Annotated in this window: 18 protein-coding genes and 1 tRNA gene; 13 read left to right on the top strand and 6 right to left on the bottom strand. The window is 59.1% G+C overall.

Annotation, left to right across the window (positions count from 1 at the left end):
- Positions 1-220 precede the first annotated feature (220 nt).
- The 9 genes from infA (at position 221) to purQ (ending at position 7,243) form a co-directional block, all read left to right on the top strand.
- Positions 221-466, top strand: a complete 246-nt coding sequence (infA, locus tag ACGHU1_RS07020; RefSeq protein WP_007163491.1) for a translation initiation factor IF-1 — start codon at positions 221-223, stop codon at positions 464-466.
- 9 nt (positions 467-475) lie between these two features.
- Positions 476-1,048, top strand: coding sequence for a Maf family protein (locus tag ACGHU1_RS07015; protein WP_390585055.1), 573 nt, complete (start codon positions 476-478; stop codon positions 1,046-1,048).
- Positions 1,041-2,009 carry a ribonuclease E/G gene (locus ACGHU1_RS07010; protein WP_390585052.1) on the top strand — a complete coding sequence of 323 codons (969 nt, stop codon included), beginning with the start codon at positions 1,041-1,043 and terminating at the stop codon, positions 2,007-2,009. Before ACGHU1_RS07015 ends, ACGHU1_RS07010 begins: the two co-directional genes overlap by 8 nt.
- Entirely contained in the window at positions 2,006-2,194 is a 189-nt protein-coding gene (yacG, locus tag ACGHU1_RS07005; RefSeq protein WP_390585049.1) for a DNA gyrase inhibitor YacG, read from the top strand. The genes ACGHU1_RS07010 and yacG overlap by 4 nt, the downstream gene beginning before the upstream one ends.
- Before the next feature lie 120 nt (positions 2,195-2,314).
- A tRNA-Phe gene (locus ACGHU1_RS07000) sits at positions 2,315-2,389 on the top strand.
- Between the two features lie 39 nt (positions 2,390-2,428).
- A complete protein-coding gene (gene purC / locus ACGHU1_RS06995; protein ID WP_390585046.1) occupies positions 2,429-3,235 on the top strand; it encodes a phosphoribosylaminoimidazolesuccinocarboxamide synthase in 807 nt (268 codons plus the stop codon).
- Between the two features lie 66 nt (positions 3,236-3,301).
- Positions 3,302-6,184, top strand: a complete 2,883-nt coding sequence (locus tag ACGHU1_RS06990) for a M16 family metallopeptidase (protein ID WP_390585044.1) — start codon at positions 3,302-3,304, stop codon at positions 6,182-6,184.
- Between the two features lie 118 nt (positions 6,185-6,302).
- Positions 6,303-6,554: a phosphoribosylformylglycinamidine synthase subunit PurS gene (purS, locus tag ACGHU1_RS06985; RefSeq protein ID WP_390585042.1), complete on the top strand. Its 252-nt coding sequence runs from the start codon at positions 6,303-6,305 to the stop codon at positions 6,552-6,554.
- Positions 6,554-7,243: a phosphoribosylformylglycinamidine synthase subunit PurQ gene (purQ, locus tag ACGHU1_RS06980; protein ID WP_390585039.1), complete on the top strand. Its 690-nt coding sequence runs from the start codon at positions 6,554-6,556 to the stop codon at positions 7,241-7,243. Before purS ends, purQ begins: the two co-directional genes overlap by 1 nt.
- A gap of 12 nt (positions 7,244-7,255) precedes the next feature.
- Here purQ and ACGHU1_RS06975 read toward each other — a convergent pair whose 3' ends face one another.
- From ACGHU1_RS06975 to ACGHU1_RS06965, 3 genes are all read right to left on the bottom strand, one after another.
- Positions 7,256-9,487 carry a putative bifunctional diguanylate cyclase/phosphodiesterase gene (locus ACGHU1_RS06975; protein ID WP_390585036.1) on the bottom strand — a complete coding sequence of 744 codons (2,232 nt, stop codon included), beginning with the start codon at positions 9,485-9,487 and terminating at the stop codon, positions 7,256-7,258.
- Between the two features lie 251 nt (positions 9,488-9,738).
- Positions 9,739-11,574 carry a glutamine--fructose-6-phosphate transaminase (isomerizing) gene (glmS, locus tag ACGHU1_RS06970; RefSeq protein ID WP_390585033.1) on the bottom strand — a complete coding sequence of 612 codons (1,836 nt, stop codon included), beginning with the start codon at positions 11,572-11,574 and terminating at the stop codon, positions 9,739-9,741.
- 100 nt (positions 11,575-11,674) lie between these two features.
- Positions 11,675-12,685, bottom strand: coding sequence for a DMT family transporter (locus tag ACGHU1_RS06965; protein WP_390585030.1), 1,011 nt, complete (start codon positions 12,683-12,685; stop codon positions 11,675-11,677).
- 114 nt (positions 12,686-12,799) lie between these two features.
- Between ACGHU1_RS06965 and ACGHU1_RS06960 the strand changes: the two genes are divergently transcribed.
- Positions 12,800-14,335 carry a CpaF family protein gene (locus tag ACGHU1_RS06960; RefSeq protein ID WP_390585027.1) on the top strand — a complete coding sequence of 512 codons (1,536 nt, stop codon included), beginning with the start codon at positions 12,800-12,802 and terminating at the stop codon, positions 14,333-14,335.
- Positions 14,336-14,344: 9 nt separating this feature from the next.
- On the opposite strand, the gene ACGHU1_RS06955 is transcribed toward ACGHU1_RS06960, so the two are convergent.
- Positions 14,345-14,590 (bottom strand): hypothetical protein, encoded by a 246-nt coding sequence (locus tag ACGHU1_RS06955; RefSeq protein ID WP_390585025.1) that lies wholly within the window; start codon positions 14,588-14,590, stop codon positions 14,345-14,347.
- 64 nt (positions 14,591-14,654) lie between these two features.
- On the opposite strand from ACGHU1_RS06955, the gene ACGHU1_RS06950 reads away from it, so the two are divergent.
- From ACGHU1_RS06950 to ACGHU1_RS06940, 3 genes are all read left to right on the top strand, one after another.
- On the top strand, positions 14,655-15,635 hold the full coding sequence (locus tag ACGHU1_RS06950; RefSeq protein WP_390585022.1) for a DMT family transporter: 981 nt from the start codon (positions 14,655-14,657) through the stop codon (positions 15,633-15,635).
- Positions 15,632-15,760 carry a hypothetical protein gene (locus tag ACGHU1_RS06945; RefSeq protein ID WP_390585020.1) on the top strand — a complete coding sequence of 43 codons (129 nt, stop codon included), beginning with the start codon at positions 15,632-15,634 and terminating at the stop codon, positions 15,758-15,760. The genes ACGHU1_RS06950 and ACGHU1_RS06945 overlap by 4 nt, the downstream gene beginning before the upstream one ends.
- Before the next feature lie 121 nt (positions 15,761-15,881).
- Positions 15,882-16,010 carry a hypothetical protein gene (locus ACGHU1_RS06940; protein WP_390585017.1) on the top strand — a complete coding sequence of 43 codons (129 nt, stop codon included), beginning with the start codon at positions 15,882-15,884 and terminating at the stop codon, positions 16,008-16,010.
- Here ACGHU1_RS06940 and ACGHU1_RS06935 read toward each other — a convergent pair.
- Positions 16,007-16,603 carry a DUF938 domain-containing protein gene (locus ACGHU1_RS06935; RefSeq protein ID WP_390585014.1) on the bottom strand — a complete coding sequence of 199 codons (597 nt, stop codon included), beginning with the start codon at positions 16,601-16,603 and terminating at the stop codon, positions 16,007-16,009. The two genes, ACGHU1_RS06940 and ACGHU1_RS06935, sit on opposite strands and share 4 nt — an antisense overlap.
- A gap of 2 nt (positions 16,604-16,605) precedes the next feature.
- A complete protein-coding gene (locus ACGHU1_RS06930) occupies positions 16,606-18,171 on the bottom strand; it encodes a long-chain-fatty-acid--CoA ligase (RefSeq protein WP_390585011.1) in 1,566 nt (521 codons plus the stop codon).
- Between the last annotated feature and the right edge of the window lie 46 nt (positions 18,172-18,217).

Genomic DNA, 18,217 nt, shown 5'->3' with positions numbered 1-18,217 from the left:
ACCATGTTGGAGCAGCGGACAAGCGGCGTAATTGTATCGGTTTGCACCAAAACTTACGGTCGAACAGCACAACTGGACGCACCGCCCATTGTTCCCGATGAAGCAATTGCGCGGCTTGAGGCTTCCAATTTGGCGTTCGCATCGCTAAATGGCCCGCCAGACCCGATCGTGGGTCGATTTTTTTAGCGCCCATGGCGCACATACATATTGAAGGAACTACATGGCCAAGGAAGAACTCCTCGAAATGCGCGGGCGCGTCGTCGAGCTGCTGCCCAATGCGATGTTCCGGGTCGAGCTTGAAAACGGTCACGAAGTTCTGGGCCACACGGCGGGCAAAATGCGCAAGAACCGCATCCGTGTGCTGGTCGGTGACGAAGTGCTTTGCGAGCTTACCCCGTATGACCTCACGAAGGCGCGCATCACATACCGCTTCATGCCGGGCCGCGGCGGACCCGGACCGCAATAAACCAAGCAGTTGACCGCGCTGCACCTCACTCTCGCATCAGCCAGTCCGCGCCGCCGCGAATTGCTTGGCCGGTTGGGCATAAGCCCCGATGCGGTAGTGCCAGCCGATATCGATGAAAATCCGCTAAAGGCGGAGCGTCCTCGCGACTATGCGCTGCGCATGGGCGAGCAGAAAGCCGCTGCGATTACCGCGCCCGGCTATGTGCTTGCCGGTGACACCGTCGTTGCGGCCGGCCGGCGCATCCTGCCCAAGACCGAAACCGAGGGCGAGGCACGCGATTGCCTGCAATTGCTTTCCGGGCGCAGGCACACCGTGCTTTCCAGCATTGTTCTGCGCGCACCCGGCGGATCGCTGAAATCGCGGATCAGCGAGAATGTCGTCCGTTTCAAATCGCTCTCACCGGAAGAAATCGATGCTTACATCGCTGGCGGAGAATGGCACGGCAAGGCAGGCGGATATGCCATCCAGGGCGCAGCCGAGGGGCTGATCCAGTGGATCAGGGGCAGTCATTCCAGCGTAATGGGCCTGTCGCTTTACGAGACGCGCGCGCTGCTGAAATCGGCTGGTTTCGCCATTGGCTGACTGGCTGATCGAGCGCGGCATAGGCGAGGAGCGCGCACTTCTTGTCGAAAACGGCGACGTAATCGCTGCAAAGCTGCGCTGGCCCGGCGAACTTTATTGCGGCAAGCCGGCCCTTGCTAAACTCGTTTCCAAGCAGAGCGGCAGTCGCCGCGGTCTTGCCGTCGACGACGATGGCAATGAGCTTTTGATCGATAAATTGCCTGCCAATGTTCAGGAAGGGCAAAGCTTCGGCGTGCAGGTTACTCGCGCAGCCATAGCCGAACGTGGCCGCCTGAAACGCGCGACTGCGCAGATCGTAAATAAAGACCGGCCCGCCCAGCTACCCGACCAAGGCAATTGCTTTGCCCTTGGAGCCAATGTGCACCGCTTTCCAGCGGGGCTATGGGATGAAGTGTGGTCTGCGGCATCATCGGGCAGCATTGCGTTTGCGGGCGGAGAAATCCTTGTCAGCACCACACCGGCCATGACGGTAATCGATATCGACGGTGATGCGCGGCCTCGCGACCTCGCCCTCGCTGCCATCCCAGCCATCGCTCAGGCTCTTCGCTGGTTCGACATTGGCGGTTCTGTTGGGATCGATTTTCCGTCCATCGCCGAAAAGGCTGGCCGCAAGGAAGTGGATTCGGCCTTGGAGAACGCGCTGGGCGACTGGCCGCATGAGCGCACCGCCATGAACGGGTTCGGCTTTGTGCAGCTCGTCGCGCGGCTTGAGGGTCCTTCGCTGCTACACCGGTTCGCCGCCTCACGGACAGGCATGTGCGCCCGCATGGCGCTGTGCCGAGCAGAGATGGCGGAAGGTGCAGGCGCGGTGCTGCTTGTCACGGTCCACCCCGCGCTCAAGGCGAAACTGAAACCTGATTGGCTTGCGCAGCTCGCCCGGCGCACCGGTAAACAGGTTCGCATTGAAACCAGCGCCGCCCTTGCACTCGAGGCGAGCCAGGCCCAGATAATCGGGGCATGACTACGAAGCCGACAAAACCCTGCCCGATCTGCAGGAAACCCCGCAGCGAACAGCACACGCCATTTTGCTCCGTAAGGTGCAAGGACCGCGATCTCGCGCAATGGTTTGGCGATGGCTACGCCGTGCCAACCAGGCCTGCATCGCCTGAAGAAATCGCCACGGCTGACTGGGACCAACAGGACTAGGCAAACAAGATCGGGTTTTCGCCCATTTCCTCTTGCCAAGGGCGCGGCACTTCGCCATAGGCCCGCTCTCATTTGCTCGCCGGTTTGGACGATTCAGCTCAGATCGTCGCCGCAGCAAGGGCCCGGGTAGCTCAGGGGTAGAGCAGCGGATTGAAAATCCGCGTGTCGGTGGTTCAAATCCGCCCCCGGGCACCACTTGCTGAAGGTTCAATGCCGAGCTGGGAGGCTGTTTTCATGTCCCGTCGTCGCCAGATTTACGAAGGCAAGGCCAAAATCCTCTATGAGGGGCCAGAGCCGGGCACGATCATCCAGTATTTCAAAGATGATGCGACCGCGTTCAACGCGGAAAAAACCGGCACCATCAATGGCAAGGGCGTGATCAACAATCGCATCAGCGAACATGTTTTCAGCCGCCTGTCACATATCGGCATTCCCACCCACTTCATCCGCCGCCTCAACATGCGGGAGCAATTGGTGCGGCAGGTCGAAATCGTCCCGATCGAAGTGGTCGTGCGCAATGTCGCCGCCGGTTCGATCTGCAAACGGCTCGGCATCGAAGAAGGCGAGCCGCTTCCCCACACGCTGATCGAATATTATTTCAAAGATGATGCGCTGGGCGACCCGCTGATCGCGGAGGAGCACATTGCGTGTTTCAACTGGGCCAGCAATGAAGAGATGCAGGACATTTCTTCGATGGCGATCCGCATCAATGATTTTATGTGCGGAATGTTCGCCGCCATCGATATCCGCCTTGTCGATTTCAAACTTGAGTTCGGACGGCTTTATGACGGGGATTACAGCCGCGTCATCCTCGCCGATGAAATCAGCCCCGATGGCTGCCGCCTGTGGGATATGAAATCGGGCGAGAAACTGGACAAGGACCGGTTCCGCCGCGATCTTGGCGGTGAGGAAGAGGCCTACCGCGAAGTCGCACGCCGTCTCGGCCTGCTTCAGGAAGAGGATAACGGTCCGGGCGAGGTGTTCGACCTGTCCAGCCACCGCTCACGCCTGCGCGGCACTCCGCCCACTCCAAAGAAATAGACTGACAGCACCCGTTCATTCGCTAAGCTGCAATGCTTGAGGGATGAGAAGGTACTTTCAGACACAATGAAATCGACGGCACGCGTGTTCGCTGCGGGGCTTTTGCTTGCCCTGCCCAATACCGCTTTGACCACTGCACTCGCCGCACAGGAAAGCGGTCCTGCGCAAACGCAGACTGCTGATGAGGAGCCGGTCTGGGCATTCGAGACAAGCGATATAGAGGTCGATCCCGGTTACGTTTTCGGCCAGCTTGATAACGGCATGCGCTATATCCTGCGCGAAAACGCGACGCCGGAAGGAACAGCAATCGTCCGCATGCGGATCGATTCAGGTTCGCTGGACGAGACTGAGACCGAACGCGGGCTGTCGCATTACCTCGAACACATGGCTTTCAATGGCTCGACTGGCATTCCAGAGGGCGAGATGATCAAGCTGCTGGAACGCGAAGGGCTGGCCTTCGGGGCCGATACGAATGCGGCGACCGACCTTTCTGCCATTACATATATGCTGAACCTGCCCCGCAATGACGAGAGGCTGCTGGACACCGCGCTGATGCTGATGCGGGAAACCGCGTCCGAACTCACCATCGCCCAGGATGCGGTAGAGCGCGAACGCGGCGTCGTCCTCGCCGAACGGCGCGACCGTGCAGGATACAGGCAGCGCGCGCAGGAAGACGCGTTTGAATTTCTGGCACCGGGTGCGCGCTTTGCCCAGCGCCTGCCCATCGGCACGATTGAAAGTCTGGAGGGCGCAACCGCGCAGAAACTCCGCGATCTATATGCCCGCGTCTACACGCCCGCGAACACCACTCTGGTGATTGTCGGCGATTATCCGGCAGACGTGATGGAAGCGATGATCCGTGCCAAGTTTTCCGATTGGGAAGGCGGCGCTGCCCCGGTCGATCCCGAAACCGGCCCGGTCGACATAACACGCGCCGGGCAGACAGATATCTATATCGATCATGCCCTGTCCGAAAGCGTGTCTATGACAATGCTAGGCCCGTGGCGCGACCGCCCTGATACCGCCGAAGAGCGCAAGGCGGCGACCATTCGCGGGATCGGATACCGGATCATCAATCGCCGCCTCGCCCGCTTGGCACGCGGCGAGGACGCTCCTTTCAGAGGGGCGCGCTATGGCAGCAATGACCTGTTTGAGGACGCCCGCACCTCTTCGCTTACTGTATCGAGCGCGGATGGCGAATGGCGCAAAGGCGTGCTTGCCGCCGTTAGAGAGGTGAATGAGGCGCTTACCTACGGGTTCACTCAGGCAGAGATCGATGAACAGCTCGCCAATACGCGTGCCAGCCTTGAAAACGCAGTTCAGGGCGAGGCAACACGGACGAACAATTCGTATGTCGGACCGGCCCTCTCATTGATCTCAAATGATCGCATTCCGACTACCCCTGCCTATCGCCTCGCCCTGTTCGCGGAATTGGAGGGCGAATTCACGCCGCAAAACGTGCTGGGAGCCTTGACGATGGATGCAGCGCCGCTGGTTGCTCCTCTGATCCGGTTTCAGGGGCGTCAGGCTCCTGCGGGCGGCGAAGATGCCCTGCGCACCGCGTTCTCCGATGCAATGGCATTACCGGTTGCTACGCCTGAAGATACCGGCCCTGCCAAATTTGCTTACACCGACTTTGGCGAGCCGGGGATTGCTGTATCGGATGAACGCGAAGACCGGCTCGGCTTTCGCTACGTCACCTTTGCCAATGGCGTGCGCCTGACCTTGAAACAGACCGATATTCGCGAAGACCGGGTCAGTTTCCGCATGTCGGTGGACGGCGGCAATCTGATGAACACAGCCGAAAATCCGCTCAAAACCGCGATGGTGTCCGCCCTTGCCGGTGGCGGTCTGGGTCGGCACAGTCAGGATGAACTTGGCTCCATCCTTGCGGGAAAGACGGTTTCGTTTGGTCTGGGCAGCAGCGCGGAAAACTTCGTGATGAGTTCCAGCACCACGCCGCGCGATCTGGATCTGCAATTGCAGCTTGCAGCAGCCACCCTGACCGATCCCGGCTATCGCCGCGAAGGTGCAGAGAGATACCGGCGCGGTATCGAGAGTTATTTCGCCAGCCTCGACGCGACCCCTTCCGCTGCACTGGGAACCCAGATCGGCGCGATCCTGTCAGACGGCGACCCGCGTTTCTCGCTTCAACCGAAAGAGGCGTTTCTCGACCTTGATTATGCCAAACTTGACGCGGCAATCGGCGACCGGCTGGCGAATGGCGCAATCGAAATCGCCCTTGTCGGCGATTTTGACGAGGATGCCGCAATTGCTGCGGTTGCATCCACGCTGGGCGCCCTACCCCCGCGCGAAGCTGATTTCCTGCCAAGGGAGGATGCCCGCACGCGGACATTCACAGGCGACCGCACCTCACGCACCATCACTCATGCAGGCGAGCCTGATCAGGCGATCCTGCGGCTTTATTGGCCGACAACCGACGATGATGATTTTGCCGAAACCGTGCGTCTCTGGCTGCTTTCGCAAACCGTCAGGCTCGAAATGATCGAACGCCTGCGCGAAGAATTGGGACAGGCCTATTCGCCCTACGCCACCATGTCGAATAGCCGGGTTTACCGCGACTACGGCACATTCTCGCTCGGCGCGGCGATTGATGTCGATCAGGTCGCTCCGACACGAGCGGCGATCGACGCATTGATCGCAGATTTCCGCAGCGGGGATGCCATAAACGACGACTTGGTCGAACGCGCGCGCAAGCCGCTGCTCGAAGGGTATGAAAACGCGCTGAAGAGTCTGGGCGGATGGATGGGGCTGGCCGACAACGCTCAGAGCCAGCCCGAAAGACTGGATCGCTTTTTCGACGGGCCTGATCTGCTTAAATCTCTAACGCCCGCCGATTTGCAGGCCGCTGCGGTCCAATATCTTGATCCCGCCGCCGTGCTTGAGGTGAAAGTTGTGCCCGGAGAGGATGCCCGAACGCCGGATTGATACATCGGCGCGTTGCAGTCTGCGGTGGGCAATTTGCCGGCGGGCGATTGCGCCGCGCCATATCGCCGCTATAGGGTCGATCACGTCACAGCCACAGTCCTGATCTAGGAACCAGCCCATGAAAGTCCGCATTCTCGTCCGTCTGAAACCCGGCGTTCTGGATCCGCAAGGCCGGGCAGTGCACCACTCGCTTGAGGGATTGGGGTTTGATGGTGTCGAAGATGTGCGCATCGGCCGTATGATCGAAATGGATGTTGCCGACGACACCAGCGACGAAGCGTTGAACACGATGTGCGAAAAATTGCTCGCCAATATGGTGATCGAGGATTTCGCGATTGAAAAACTGGACGGCGCGAAGGAGCCGGCCTGATGGCTTTTCGCGCTGGCGTAATCACTTTCCCCGGATCGAACTGCGACCGCGACATGGCCGTCGCTCTTGAAGCGGTTTCGGGCGAACAGGCGATCCGCATCTGGCACGGCGATGCCGACCTGCCCGGCAATCTTGATCTGATCGCCCTTCCCGGCGGGTTTTCCTACGGCGATTATCTGCGATCCGGCGCGATGGCGGCCAACAGTCCGATCATGCGGGCCGTGGTTGCAGCGGCGGCTCGCGGTGTGCCCGTGCTTGGCGTTTGCAACGGATTTCAAATCCTGACGGAAAGCGGGCTTTTGCCCGGCGCACTGATGCGCAATGCAGGCCAAACGTTCATCTGCCGCACCGCCTCTTTGTCGGTTGAGAACACATCCTCACCATTCACCAGCGGGTTTGCCCAGGGTGAGACGATCCGCGTGCCCGTCGCCCATCATGATGGCAATTATTTTGCCGAGGAAAGCGTGCTCGACGCACTCGAAGCGGAAGGCCGCGTCGCCTTTCGTTATGGCGAGTCGGTCAATGGGTCGCGCCGCGACATTGCCGGCATCCTTAGCGAAAATGGCCGGGTGCTGGGAATGATGCCGCATCCCGAACGCGCGATGGAGGCTGCATCGCATCCCTCCCTTGGCGGAGCGGATGGCCGGCGCCTTTTTGAAAACCTGATCGGATCGCTTGTCAGCGCCTGACCGGAAGCGGCGTCAGCCTGCTTTCAAATCGGTTTTCTTGATGTCGAAAAGACGGCGCGCTTCTTCCTTTGACATCGGGCGGCCAAAATAGAACCCCTGAATCTTGTCGCAGCCCAGACTGCGGATCAATTCCGCTTCCTCGGATGTCTCGACGCCCTCTGCGGTCGTCGTCATTTCCAGGCTGTTGGCCATCGCGACCACGGCGTTGATGATCGCCAGGCTTTCATTGCTGTTTTGCGCCGCCCCCTGAACGAAGGTGCGGTCAACCTTGATCGTTGAAAAGCGCAGCTTGCGCAGATAGCCAAGCGAAGAATAGCCGGTTCCAAAATCATCCAGCGCAACCGAACATCCCAGCGCCATGATCTGTTCCAGCGAGTTGCGGGCCGTAGTCGCATCGCGCACGAAAATGCTCTCGGTCACCTCGACCTCCAACCGCTCGGGCCTCAGGCCGCTATTGGTCAGGGCATCGATGACGTCCTGATGAAATTCCGGCTCGAGCAATTGCTCAGGCGATACGTTGACGTTGACCTTGATGTGATCCGGCCAGGTGCGTGCTTCAAAACAGGCCTGTTGCAACACCCACCGGCCAATAGGGATGATAAGCCGCGTATCTTCAGCCAGCGGGATAAATTTGCCCGGACTGACAAAGCCATGTTCCGGACTGTTCCAGCGCACCAGCGCCTCGAAACTCACGATCTCCTCACTATGGGCGTCAACGACCGGCTGATAGTGGAGGACAAACTCGTCACCGCTCAGCGCCTTGCGAAGCGAAGCCTCCAGCCGGCGGCGTTCCTCTGCGGTGGCGTGTAATTCCGGTTCGAAGCGGCAGTGTTCGCCGCCGCCGACATCCTTTGCGCGGTAAAGCGCGAGGTCAGCGTTGCGCATCAGCTCCTCGACAGAATTGCCGTCGCGCGGACCGACGGCAGAACCGACGCTGGCACCGACATAAAGGGTATGTTCGTCAACCTGATACGGTTCAGACAAAGCTTCGATAACCAGCCGGGCAATCTTGTCGATCGCGTCGTGATCGTCGGCTGTGCGAATTACGATTGCGAATTCGTCGCCGCCCAGTCTGCCGCAAAGCAGCCGGTCGCCAATGATGTCCCGGAGCCTTGAGGACACCTGCGCCAACAACTTGTCACCGACCATGTGGCCCAGCGAATCGTTGACGGCTTTGAACCGGTCGAGGTCGACCATCAGAAGAGCGCATCGGCTGCGCCGCTTATGGGCATACCGCAGCGCCTCGCCGAGCCCTTCGTTGATTTGCAAACGGTTGGGAAGCGAGGTCAGCGTATCATACCGGGCTAGGTAAGCGATCTTTTCGCTGGATGCGCGCTTTTCGGTTACGTCCGAACCTACCCCGCGAAAGCCAAGGAAGCGCCCGCGATCATCAACTATCGGCGTGCCCGACAGCTCCCACCAGCGTTCCTCACCCCTGATCGAGACATGCACGATCAGGTTCGAGAAATTTTCGCGGTGCTTCAGGCGTTCTGCCAACTCGCGCAGACTCGGCGCGTAATCGCGCGGGTTGCAATCGGGCAGAGCGATCAGCTCCAGCAGCGGTTTGCCCTCCGCTTGTTTTTGTTCCTGCCCTAAAGCAAATGCGAAGCGCGGGCTTACTGAACGCAGCTGCCGATTGGTATCGACTTCCCAAAGCCAGTCAGCCTCGTTCTCCTCAAACTCGCGCAGCAGCAGGGAGACTACTTCCTCTTTTTCCGCGATGGTGGATTCGGCGGTTCGCGCGACCAGATGCAGCCGCGCCATTTCAATCGCTCCCAGAATGGCGGCAATCATGAAGATAAGCGCCGCAGCCATCGTGAGCCAATACCCCTGGAGCGCGCAGTGTATCATCGTCGCTGAACAGAGGATAATTGTTGAAGTTACGATGTTGATGGGCGAGTTCGTGAAGAAGAAAATCGATCCCGCGATCAAGGCACCGTAAATCATCAGCAGCGCGGCAAAATCGGCCTGACTGCCAAATGGCGCAAACGCCAGCACCGGCACCGACCAGACGAGCCCTGACATCATCGCGCCTGATAGGTTTTGCGTGTAATTCTGCGGCACGGGGCGCTGGCTTTTCGCTGCCAACCGCTTGTCGATCAGTATCCCGCGAACGTGAACCGCAGCCAGCGCCGCAGTCCAGAGGCACAGCCAAACGGGCTCCACTTTGCCCAGGAACATGCGGATGACAAACAGGGCGAGCACCGCATTGGCGTAAGCTCTCTGGAACGTGAATTTCGCCATCGCAGAATCTTGCATACCGCGCAGGCGCGCCCATTCAGCATCGCTGCCGCCCCCTAACTCAAGGACATCAGAAACGGACAAATGAGGCTCGATGACCTTTGGCGGAGTGGCGGCAGGTGTATTCACAGTGCCGAAGGAATAGTTTGTAAAGGTTAGGACCGGGTAAAACCCGCGCGCATTCTTTAAAACAGCGACATCCCAGGAAAGCCCCTTAAAATATCGAAATATCAGAGACTTATAAAAAACCCGGATTATTCGACCGTTACCGATTTGGCCAGATTACGCGGTTGATCAACATCCGTGCCTTTCACCACCGCCACATGATAGGCCAGCAGCTGGACCGGTATTGCGTAGACAAGCGGCGCGATCAACGGGTGAACCTTTGGCATTTCGATCGTTGCCATACAGCCTTCGCCAGCGTCCTCCAGACCCTTTGCATCGGAAATCAGGACAACCTTGCCGCCGCGGGCGCGGACCTCTTCCATATTTGAAACAGTTTTTTCAAATAGCGGCCCGGACGGAGCGATAACGACCACGGGCACATCATCGTCAATCAGCGCAATCGGGCCATGCTTCATCTCGCCCGAGGCATAACCTTCGGCGTGAATGTAACTGATTTCCTTGAGTTTTAACGCACCTTCTAGCGCGAGTGGATAATCTTGCCCCCGCCCCAAATACAGCACATCGCGCGCCGGTGCGATCAGCGGAGCCATCGCGGCGATGTCATCGTCATGATCCAGAGCGGCGTTAAGGCAGGCGGGCGTTTCGAGCAGGTGCTCGACAACTTCGATCTCCTCCTCGCGGCTCATCAGCCCTTTTCTCACCGCCATATGCGCAGCAAGTGCCGCCAGAACGGCAAGCTGGCAGGTGAATGCCTTGGTCGATGCGACGCCGATTTCCGGCCCCGCATGAGTGGGCAGCAGCAGGTCGGCCTCGCGCGCCATCGTGCTGGTCGGCACGTTGACGACGACGCCGATGGTCTGCCCTTCAGCCTTGCAATGACGCAGTGCCGCCAATGTGTCTGCGGTCTCTCCGCTCTGGGAGATGAACAGCGCAAGCCCGCCCTCCTCCAGAACAGGGTCGCGGTAACGAAATTCACTCGCCACATCGATGTCGACCGGGACGCGGGCGAAATGTTCAAACCAGTATTTCGCCACCATCCCGGCGTAGAACGAAGTTCCACACGCCACGATTGTCAAACGGCGGACGGAGGAGATATCGAAATCGAACTGCGGCAGCGCGACGGAATTGTCATCGCGGCGCAGATACGACCCGAGCGTTTGCGCCACGACCGTGGGCTGCTCGAAAATCTCTTTCTGCATGAAATGGCGATAATTGCCCTTTTCCGTCGCGGATGCTGACGCACCGGATGCACGGATCTCTCGGGTGACTTCGCCGCCTTCAGTATCGAAAATCTGGACGCTGTCGCGGGTGATGACCGCCCAGTCACCTTCTTCAAGATAGGAAATACGCTGCGTCAGCGGAGCCAGTGCAAGCGCATCCGATCCCAGATACATTTCCGGCTCTTCGCCTTCGGGACCGTACCCGACCACCAGCGGCGAGCCGAGCCTTGCACCGATCAACATGCCGGGGTGCTGGCGGAATGCGATGGCGAGTGCGAACGCTCCGCGAAGGCGCGGCAGCACATCGCGCACAGCCTCTACCGGGGTTTCACCGTTTTCGACGCGCCGGGAGATAAGGTGCGCGATAACCTCGCTATCGGTTTCGCTTTCAAAAACGCGGCCATCCTCGCGCAGCTCAGCGCGCAGCTCTTTGAAATTTTCGATGATGCCGTTGTGAACAATGGCAACCTCGCCGGTCGCATGGGGGTGCGCATTTTCCGATGTTGGCGCACCGTGGGTGGCCCAGCGGGTATGCGCGATACCGACCATCCCCGGCGCATCATCTTCGCGCAGGACACTGACGAGATTGTTCAGCTTACCCTTCGCCCGGCGGCGGATCAGTTTGCCATCGTGAAGCGTGCAAATCCCGGCGCTGTCATATCCGCGGTATTCCATCCGCTTCAGCCCATCGACCAGCCGGTCCGCAACAGGTTCGCTTCCAACAATTCCGATAATGCCGCACATGTCTGAAACTAGTCCCTGTTGCCGTCTAAGCCATCAATTCTAAAGGCGAATGCTGCCTTCTCGATTAACAAGCGATCGAGAGGTGCGTCGTTTCTAAACGCTATTGATCCGGCGGCAAGCCTCGTGATGCAACTGTCCCGTTCAGGCCATCTCGCCATAGATACAAGCCTGCGCCGATAATCAGCGATGCGCCGCCGATCGTGTATGCGTCGGGACGGTCCTCAAACCACCACCAGCCCAGCGCAATGGCGACCAGCATCTGCACATAGATTGCAGGGGCGACCTGCGATGCGCCCGCTTTCGACAGCCCGATATAGGCGAGCCAATGGGCGGTGCTGGCAGTGCCGGCAACTACAATACAGCGCAGCGCGATGTCCCAGCTCGGCCAGTCGAAATCGAGCGCCGGTATACCGGACAGTTTGATCCCTGCGCAGAGCAATATCAGGATCGGGGCACAGATCGCAGCCACGAAAACCTGCATCGATAAGGCGCTGGCTTGCCCCGCACTTGCCCGGTTCGCGATCATCATCAATGCAAAGAATATGGCCGAAATCAGCGGAAACAGCGCGCCCAGACCCAGCTCGGCCAGATTGGGCCGCAGGATGATTGCAACGCCCAGCAGCGAAACCAGCGACACGGCCCACATGGACGGGCGGACCCGCTCTCCCAACAGCGGCACGGACAGCATCTGCGTGAGGACAGGTGCAAGAAACCCGATCGCCATCGCCTCGGCCAGCGGCATGATATAAATGGCGGAGAAAAAACAAACCGATGCAATCGCCAGCGATGCGCCCCGGCCTATTTGAAGCCAAGTGTTGCGGGGCCGAAAAGCTGACGCGCCCTCCTGCCTCAGCAAGAGCGCAGACAGAACGATGGCACCAATCGAAAACCGCAGCGCCGCGACAGCGTATGCCGGCGAAGCGCCTGCCATGCTTTTGACGACTGCATCGCCAACAGAAAGCAGCGCAAAGCCCGCAATGGCATACGCTACGCCGGTGCGTTCGCTCGCCGTCATCTGCCACGTCTCATCGCTTGAACCATGCTGCCCCTGAACGTCGATCCGGCCAAACGCAAGCGAAACGCCGATGCGTGCGTGAAACCGGTTTCGCATGGTTCGATTTTAGGAAAAAAATAAGGTTTCCGAATTATTCACCACTCTTCGAGAGGCACTGTTCGCTGTATTGCGAGCAAGTGCGATTATGAAATTTGTCCTCGGGGGCTTGGAATGAGCGCATTCGGTAAAAAAGGTGGAGCAGGCGGTTCGAAAACGGGCGGCCGCCCGGCATTCGGCGTTGCGCGCCCTATGAAAACCGGGACACCTTCGGGCAATGATTCCAAAGGCGGCGATCAGTTTCCGCCGCTTCCTGGCGAAGGCGAGAAGGCTAAGTCGGCCGCGCCTCCTTCGCAAAGCTCCAAACCTCAAAACGCGGCAGAGGCGATGGATCGCCTGACCGAGCGGATGAACGCAACGCACGATACCGAATCCGAAACCGGAGGGTTCGAGGCGAGCGTCCACAAGATCAAGGAACAGGTTCTCCCCCGCTTGCTTGAAAGGGTTGACCCTGAAGCCGCAGCGACGCTGACCAAAGAAGAGCTGTCAGAAGAATTTCGTCCGATCATCATGGAAGTGCTGGCCGAACTGAAGGTCACGCTGAACCGGCGCGAACAATTCGCGCTTGAAAAGGTTCTGATCGACGAGCTTTTGGGCTTCGGTCCGCTTGAAGAGCTGCTTAACGATCCAGACGTTTCCGATATCATGGTGAACGGTCCCGATCAGACCTATATCGAGAAAAAGGGTAAGCTTACCATCGCGCCGATCCGGTTCCGCGATGAACAGCATCTTTTCCAGATCGCCCAGCGCATCGTGAACCAGGTTGGCCGCCGCGTCGATCAGACCACGCCGCTGGCCGATGCCCGTTTGAAAGACGGTTCGCGTGTGAACGTGATTGTCCCGCCGCTCTCGCTGCGCGGGACCGCGATTTCCATTCGTAAATTCTCCGAGAAACCGATCACGCTCGATATGCTGAAAGAATTCGGCTCAATGTCGGACAAGATGTGTACCGCGCTGAAAATCGCGGGCGCTTGCCGGATGAACGTCGTTATCTCTGGCGGTACGGGTTCGGGTAAAACCACCATGCTCAACGCCCTGTCGAAAATGATCGACCCGGGCGAGCGCGTGCTGACGATCGAGGATGCCGCCGAACTCCGCCTGCAACAGCCGCACTGGCTGCCGCTGGAAACACGTCCGCCGAACCTCGAAGGGCAAGGCGCGATTACCATCGGTGACCTTGTGAAAAACGCCCTGCGTATGCGTCCTGACCGCATCATCCTGGGTGAGATTCGCGGCGCGGAATGTTTCGACCTTCTCGCCGCGATGAACACGGGCCACGATGGTTCGATGTGTACGCTTCACGCTAACAGCCCGCGCGAATGCCTTGGCCGTATGGAGAACATGATTTTGATGGGCGACATCAAGATTCCGAAAGAAGCCATCTCGCGCCAGATTGCTGAATCGGTCGATATCATTGTGCAGGTGAAACGTCTGCGCGACGGCTCGCGCCGCACCACCGACATCACCGAGGTTATCGGGATGGAAGGCGATGTCATCGTCACGCAGAACCTGTTCAAGTTTGAATATCTGGACGAAAGTGACGACGGCAAGATTCTGGGCGAATTCCGCTCATCGGGTCTGCGTCCTTACACGCTGGAGAAAGCGCGCCAGTTCGGGTTCGACCAGGCCTATCTGGAGGCGTGCCTTTAAGGGCTGCCGTCAGAGGTTTCCCAAGACGACCGGCAGGCTCATCGCAAGCAGGCCGCCGCCGATCACAGCGCAGGCCAGGAAAAGCCCTGTCCACGGCATGAAGCCGACGCGCTCCAGCTGGGCGACATTCCTGCGCCGGTTGCGCACGCGCTCCATCACGGCGCACAGGGCGGCCATCACCCAGAAACCGCCGCCTGCCAGCGCCAACTGCGCGGCATCGCTCAATAGCTCGAATTGCACCCAAAGTTGTGTCACGCCTGCGCATGTAGAGGCGCACCGCGCTTGCGCAATCCCCATTGCAGCCTAAAGCCCGCTGCCAATGGATGGATCAGTCGCCCGCCCCCGCCCGTTATTGGCGCTCGCCATCCGGCTTGCCACCGCAGCTGTTTTGGCGACCATGGCCATGCTGGTCAAAGTGGCCGGGACACGCGGCGTCCATTTGGCAGAGCTGGTGTTCTGGCGTCAGGCCATAACTCTCGTGTGCCTGGTAGCCGTGCTTGGGATCTGGGGCAGACTTGCCAGCGTAAAAACGGCGCGGTTCGGCGCGCACGCCCGCCGCGCCATCTTTGGCATCACCGGCATGTTCTTTGTATATGGCGCGGTGATCCTGCTGCCCCTGCCAGAGGCGACCGCGATCAGTTTCACCGCTCCGTTCTTTGCCGTGATGATCTCTGTCATCGTATTCCGCGAGAAAGTCGGCATTTATCGCGGCGGGGCCGTGGCGCTGGGCTTTACCGGGGTGCTGCTGATCACTCAGCCAAGCTTTCTTGGCGGGGCAAGCGATCTGGTCGATCCGGTCGGCGCAGCGGTGGGCCTGATCGCAGCATTGCTGGTGGCCACCATCAGTTTCCAGATTCAGGACCTAAACAAGACCGAAACGCCGTGGAGCATCGTGTTCTGGTTCGTCGCGCTCACCACACCGCTAACCGCGCTGGCGTTGCCGTTTGTGATGCAATCCCATTCCGCAGAGACCTGGGCGATTATCGTGGCAATGGCGCTCTGCGGCGCTTTGGGTCAAATTTTGCTGACAACCTCGCTACGTTTCGGTTCTGCCGCCGTCATCCTGCTCATGGATTACACTTCGCTGCTGTGGGCGACGTGGTATGGATGGAGCGTGTTCGGCTCCGCCCCGGGCGCCGGATTATGGATCGGCGCGCCGTTGATCATCGGGGCGGGCGCACTCATCGCCTTTCGCGAGAGGCAACTCGCCAGAGCCACAAGACGGTCCGCCGCATCCGAGGAACCAAAACCGATGGAAGCGATTGAAAGATCACAATGTTCAGGAAAGGAACAATTATGATCCGTAAAACCATGATCGCAATCGCCCTCGGCGCAATGACGCTTTCTGCTGCTGCATGCAATACAGTGCGCGGTGTTGGTGATGATCTCAACTCGGCAGCAGACGCTGTCGATGAGGAAACATAAAAACAGGCGGCATTTTTAGTTTGCCGCAAAACAGGGGCTCGCCGGAAAGGCGGGCCCTTTTTGTTTGCCACTAGACTATTTTGCGGCGATCTTGTTGCTTTGGTATCTCAAGGATTCCGCGATGAAGCATAAACTGATCTCTGCCGTTCTGCTTGGCTCCCTGATTATCTCGACCGCGGCGTGCAATACCGTGCGCGGGCTTGGCGATGATCTCAAATCCGTCGCTGACGCGGTAGACGACGAAACTTAAGACCGGCGATAAACCAGCGTAAGGTTGTTGGCAGGCATTTCGAAGCGCGCCGTGCGCTCAAATCCGTGGGCAGCGGCGACGGCGCCCACATCGCTGATCTGGCGAATGCCCCACTCGTTATTACGTGCTTTCAGGCTGAGGTCGAATTCGAGGTTCGACGGAGCAGGCTCGATGCCCTGCTCGAAATAGGGTCCATATAGGATAACCGGCGCGCCTTTTTCGCGTAAAAGCCGGGCCGCTCCTGAAAACAGCCCGATCGTCGCAGCCCATGGGCTGATATGGACCATGTTGATGCAGACAATCGCATCGGCGGATTGAAACGGCCAATCCTCTGCCGCAGCGTCGATGATGGCAGGCTCCAGCAGGTTTTCGCCCTCATAATCGTTCCGGTAGGCAGTTATGGAGCCGGCGGCTTCCGCATCGGGATCGCTCGGCTGCCAATTGATGCGCGGGAATTTTCCGGCGAAATACACCGCATGTTCTCCAGTCCCGCTGGCTATTTCCAGCACGGTTCCACTGGGCGGCAATTCGTGCGCGAGTACCTCGGCAATCGGCGCTCGGTTCCGCTCGGTCGCGGGGGCGTGTTTCTTCACGATCAGCCGACCTGCCTGTCCTGACCTTCCCAATAGGGGTCACGCAATTGCCGGCGCAGGATCTTGCCCGATGGGTTGCGCGGCATTTCGGGTATCACATCGACCGTCTTGGGCGCTTTGAATGCAGCGATGCGTTCGCGGGTGTAGGCGATGATATCGCTTTCATCGACGTCATGCCCCGGCTTGCACACGACGCAGGCTTTTACCTCCTCGCCCCATTTTTCCGACGGAATTCCGATGACGGCAACCTCCGCGATTGCCGGATGGCCATAGATCGCGCTTTCAACCTCGGCGGGATAGACGTTTTCACCGCCGGTGATGATCATGTCCTTGATGCGGTCCTGAATGTAGACATAGCCGTCTTCGTCCATGATCCCGGCATCGCCCGTGTGCAGCCAGCCATCGGCGTCGATTGTCTTTGAAGTCGCATCGGGCAGCTTCCAGTAACCGGCGGTATTGGACGGCGATTTGATGCAGATTTCCCCGATCTCGCCAAGTGGCACCGGCGTGTTGTCCGCTCCGCGCACCTCTACCTTTGCGCCCGGCACGGCTTTGCCCGCCGACCGCATCCGCTTGTTACCATCAATCGAGTGGTCCTCCGGGCCCAGCGCGGTGACAGTGCCGGTGGTTTCAGTCATGCCGTAAAGCTGGACAAAGCCTGCATTGGGCATCGTCTTCACGGCCTCTTTCAGCAATTCGAGCGGCATCGGAGCAGCGCCGTACATCATGAATTTGAGTTTGCTGAAATCGGTTTCGGCGGCTTTCGGATGCTGCACCACCATCTGCAATGCGGCGGGCACGATAAACAGATGGGTCGCGCCCGCTTCAATCGCGCTGAGCACCCCGTCGGGAGTGAATTCTGCATCGATCCGGCAGCGCACGCCGTTACAGATGGAATTGTTGATAAGGCCGGTGCCGCCAATATGCGCGCACGGCATTGCAAACAGAACGCAGTCGTCCGCTTCGTAATGGTTCCAGTCGACGCCCGCTTCATTGCCGGTGATGCGCAGGCGGAACAGGTTTTCATTAGAAAGCTGCACGCCTTTCGGATTGCCAGTTGTGCCCGAGGTATAAAGTTGCAGGATCGGCTCATCGCTGTCTGCGCGGGTATATTGCGTCGCCGGTTCATGCCCGGCGATAAGCCCGTGCGCTTCCGCCTCTGCGATCACCTCGGGTTTGGTCGGCAGATCAGCCGCGACCGAACGCGCGGTTTCGGCAAATTCATCACCCGCAAACAGCAGTTTCGCTTCGGTGTTTTCCAGTATGAATGCAATTTCGGGCGGAGCCAGGCGCCAGCCAATCGGGGCCATCACCACGCCGCAGCGCCCGGCCGCGGCATAGACCATGCAGTGCAAATCACTGTTCTTGCCCAGCCAGGCGATCCGATCGCCTTTTTTCACGCCGCGCGCTTCAAATAGGGAGATGATGCGCCGCGTTATCTCATCCAGTTCGCGAAAACTGGTGGTGCGCCCCTTATGGTCGAGCGCAATCGTATCCGGTCGTTCCTTCGCCCAAAAATCGATAATGTCATCGAAATGGGTCAGGGTGTGCTGGCTGGCATCACTCATCGCGGTATTCTCCCAATGTCTCTTTTTGTAGGAGAATAGGGCATTT

It is taken from the genome of Erythrobacter sp. MTPC3 (assembly GCF_042854385.1).
Classification (GTDB): Bacteria; Pseudomonadota; Alphaproteobacteria; order Sphingomonadales; family Sphingomonadaceae; genus Erythrobacter.
Note: the sequence above shows the minus strand (reverse complement) of the source record. Positions and strands in the feature narration are given on the sequence as shown.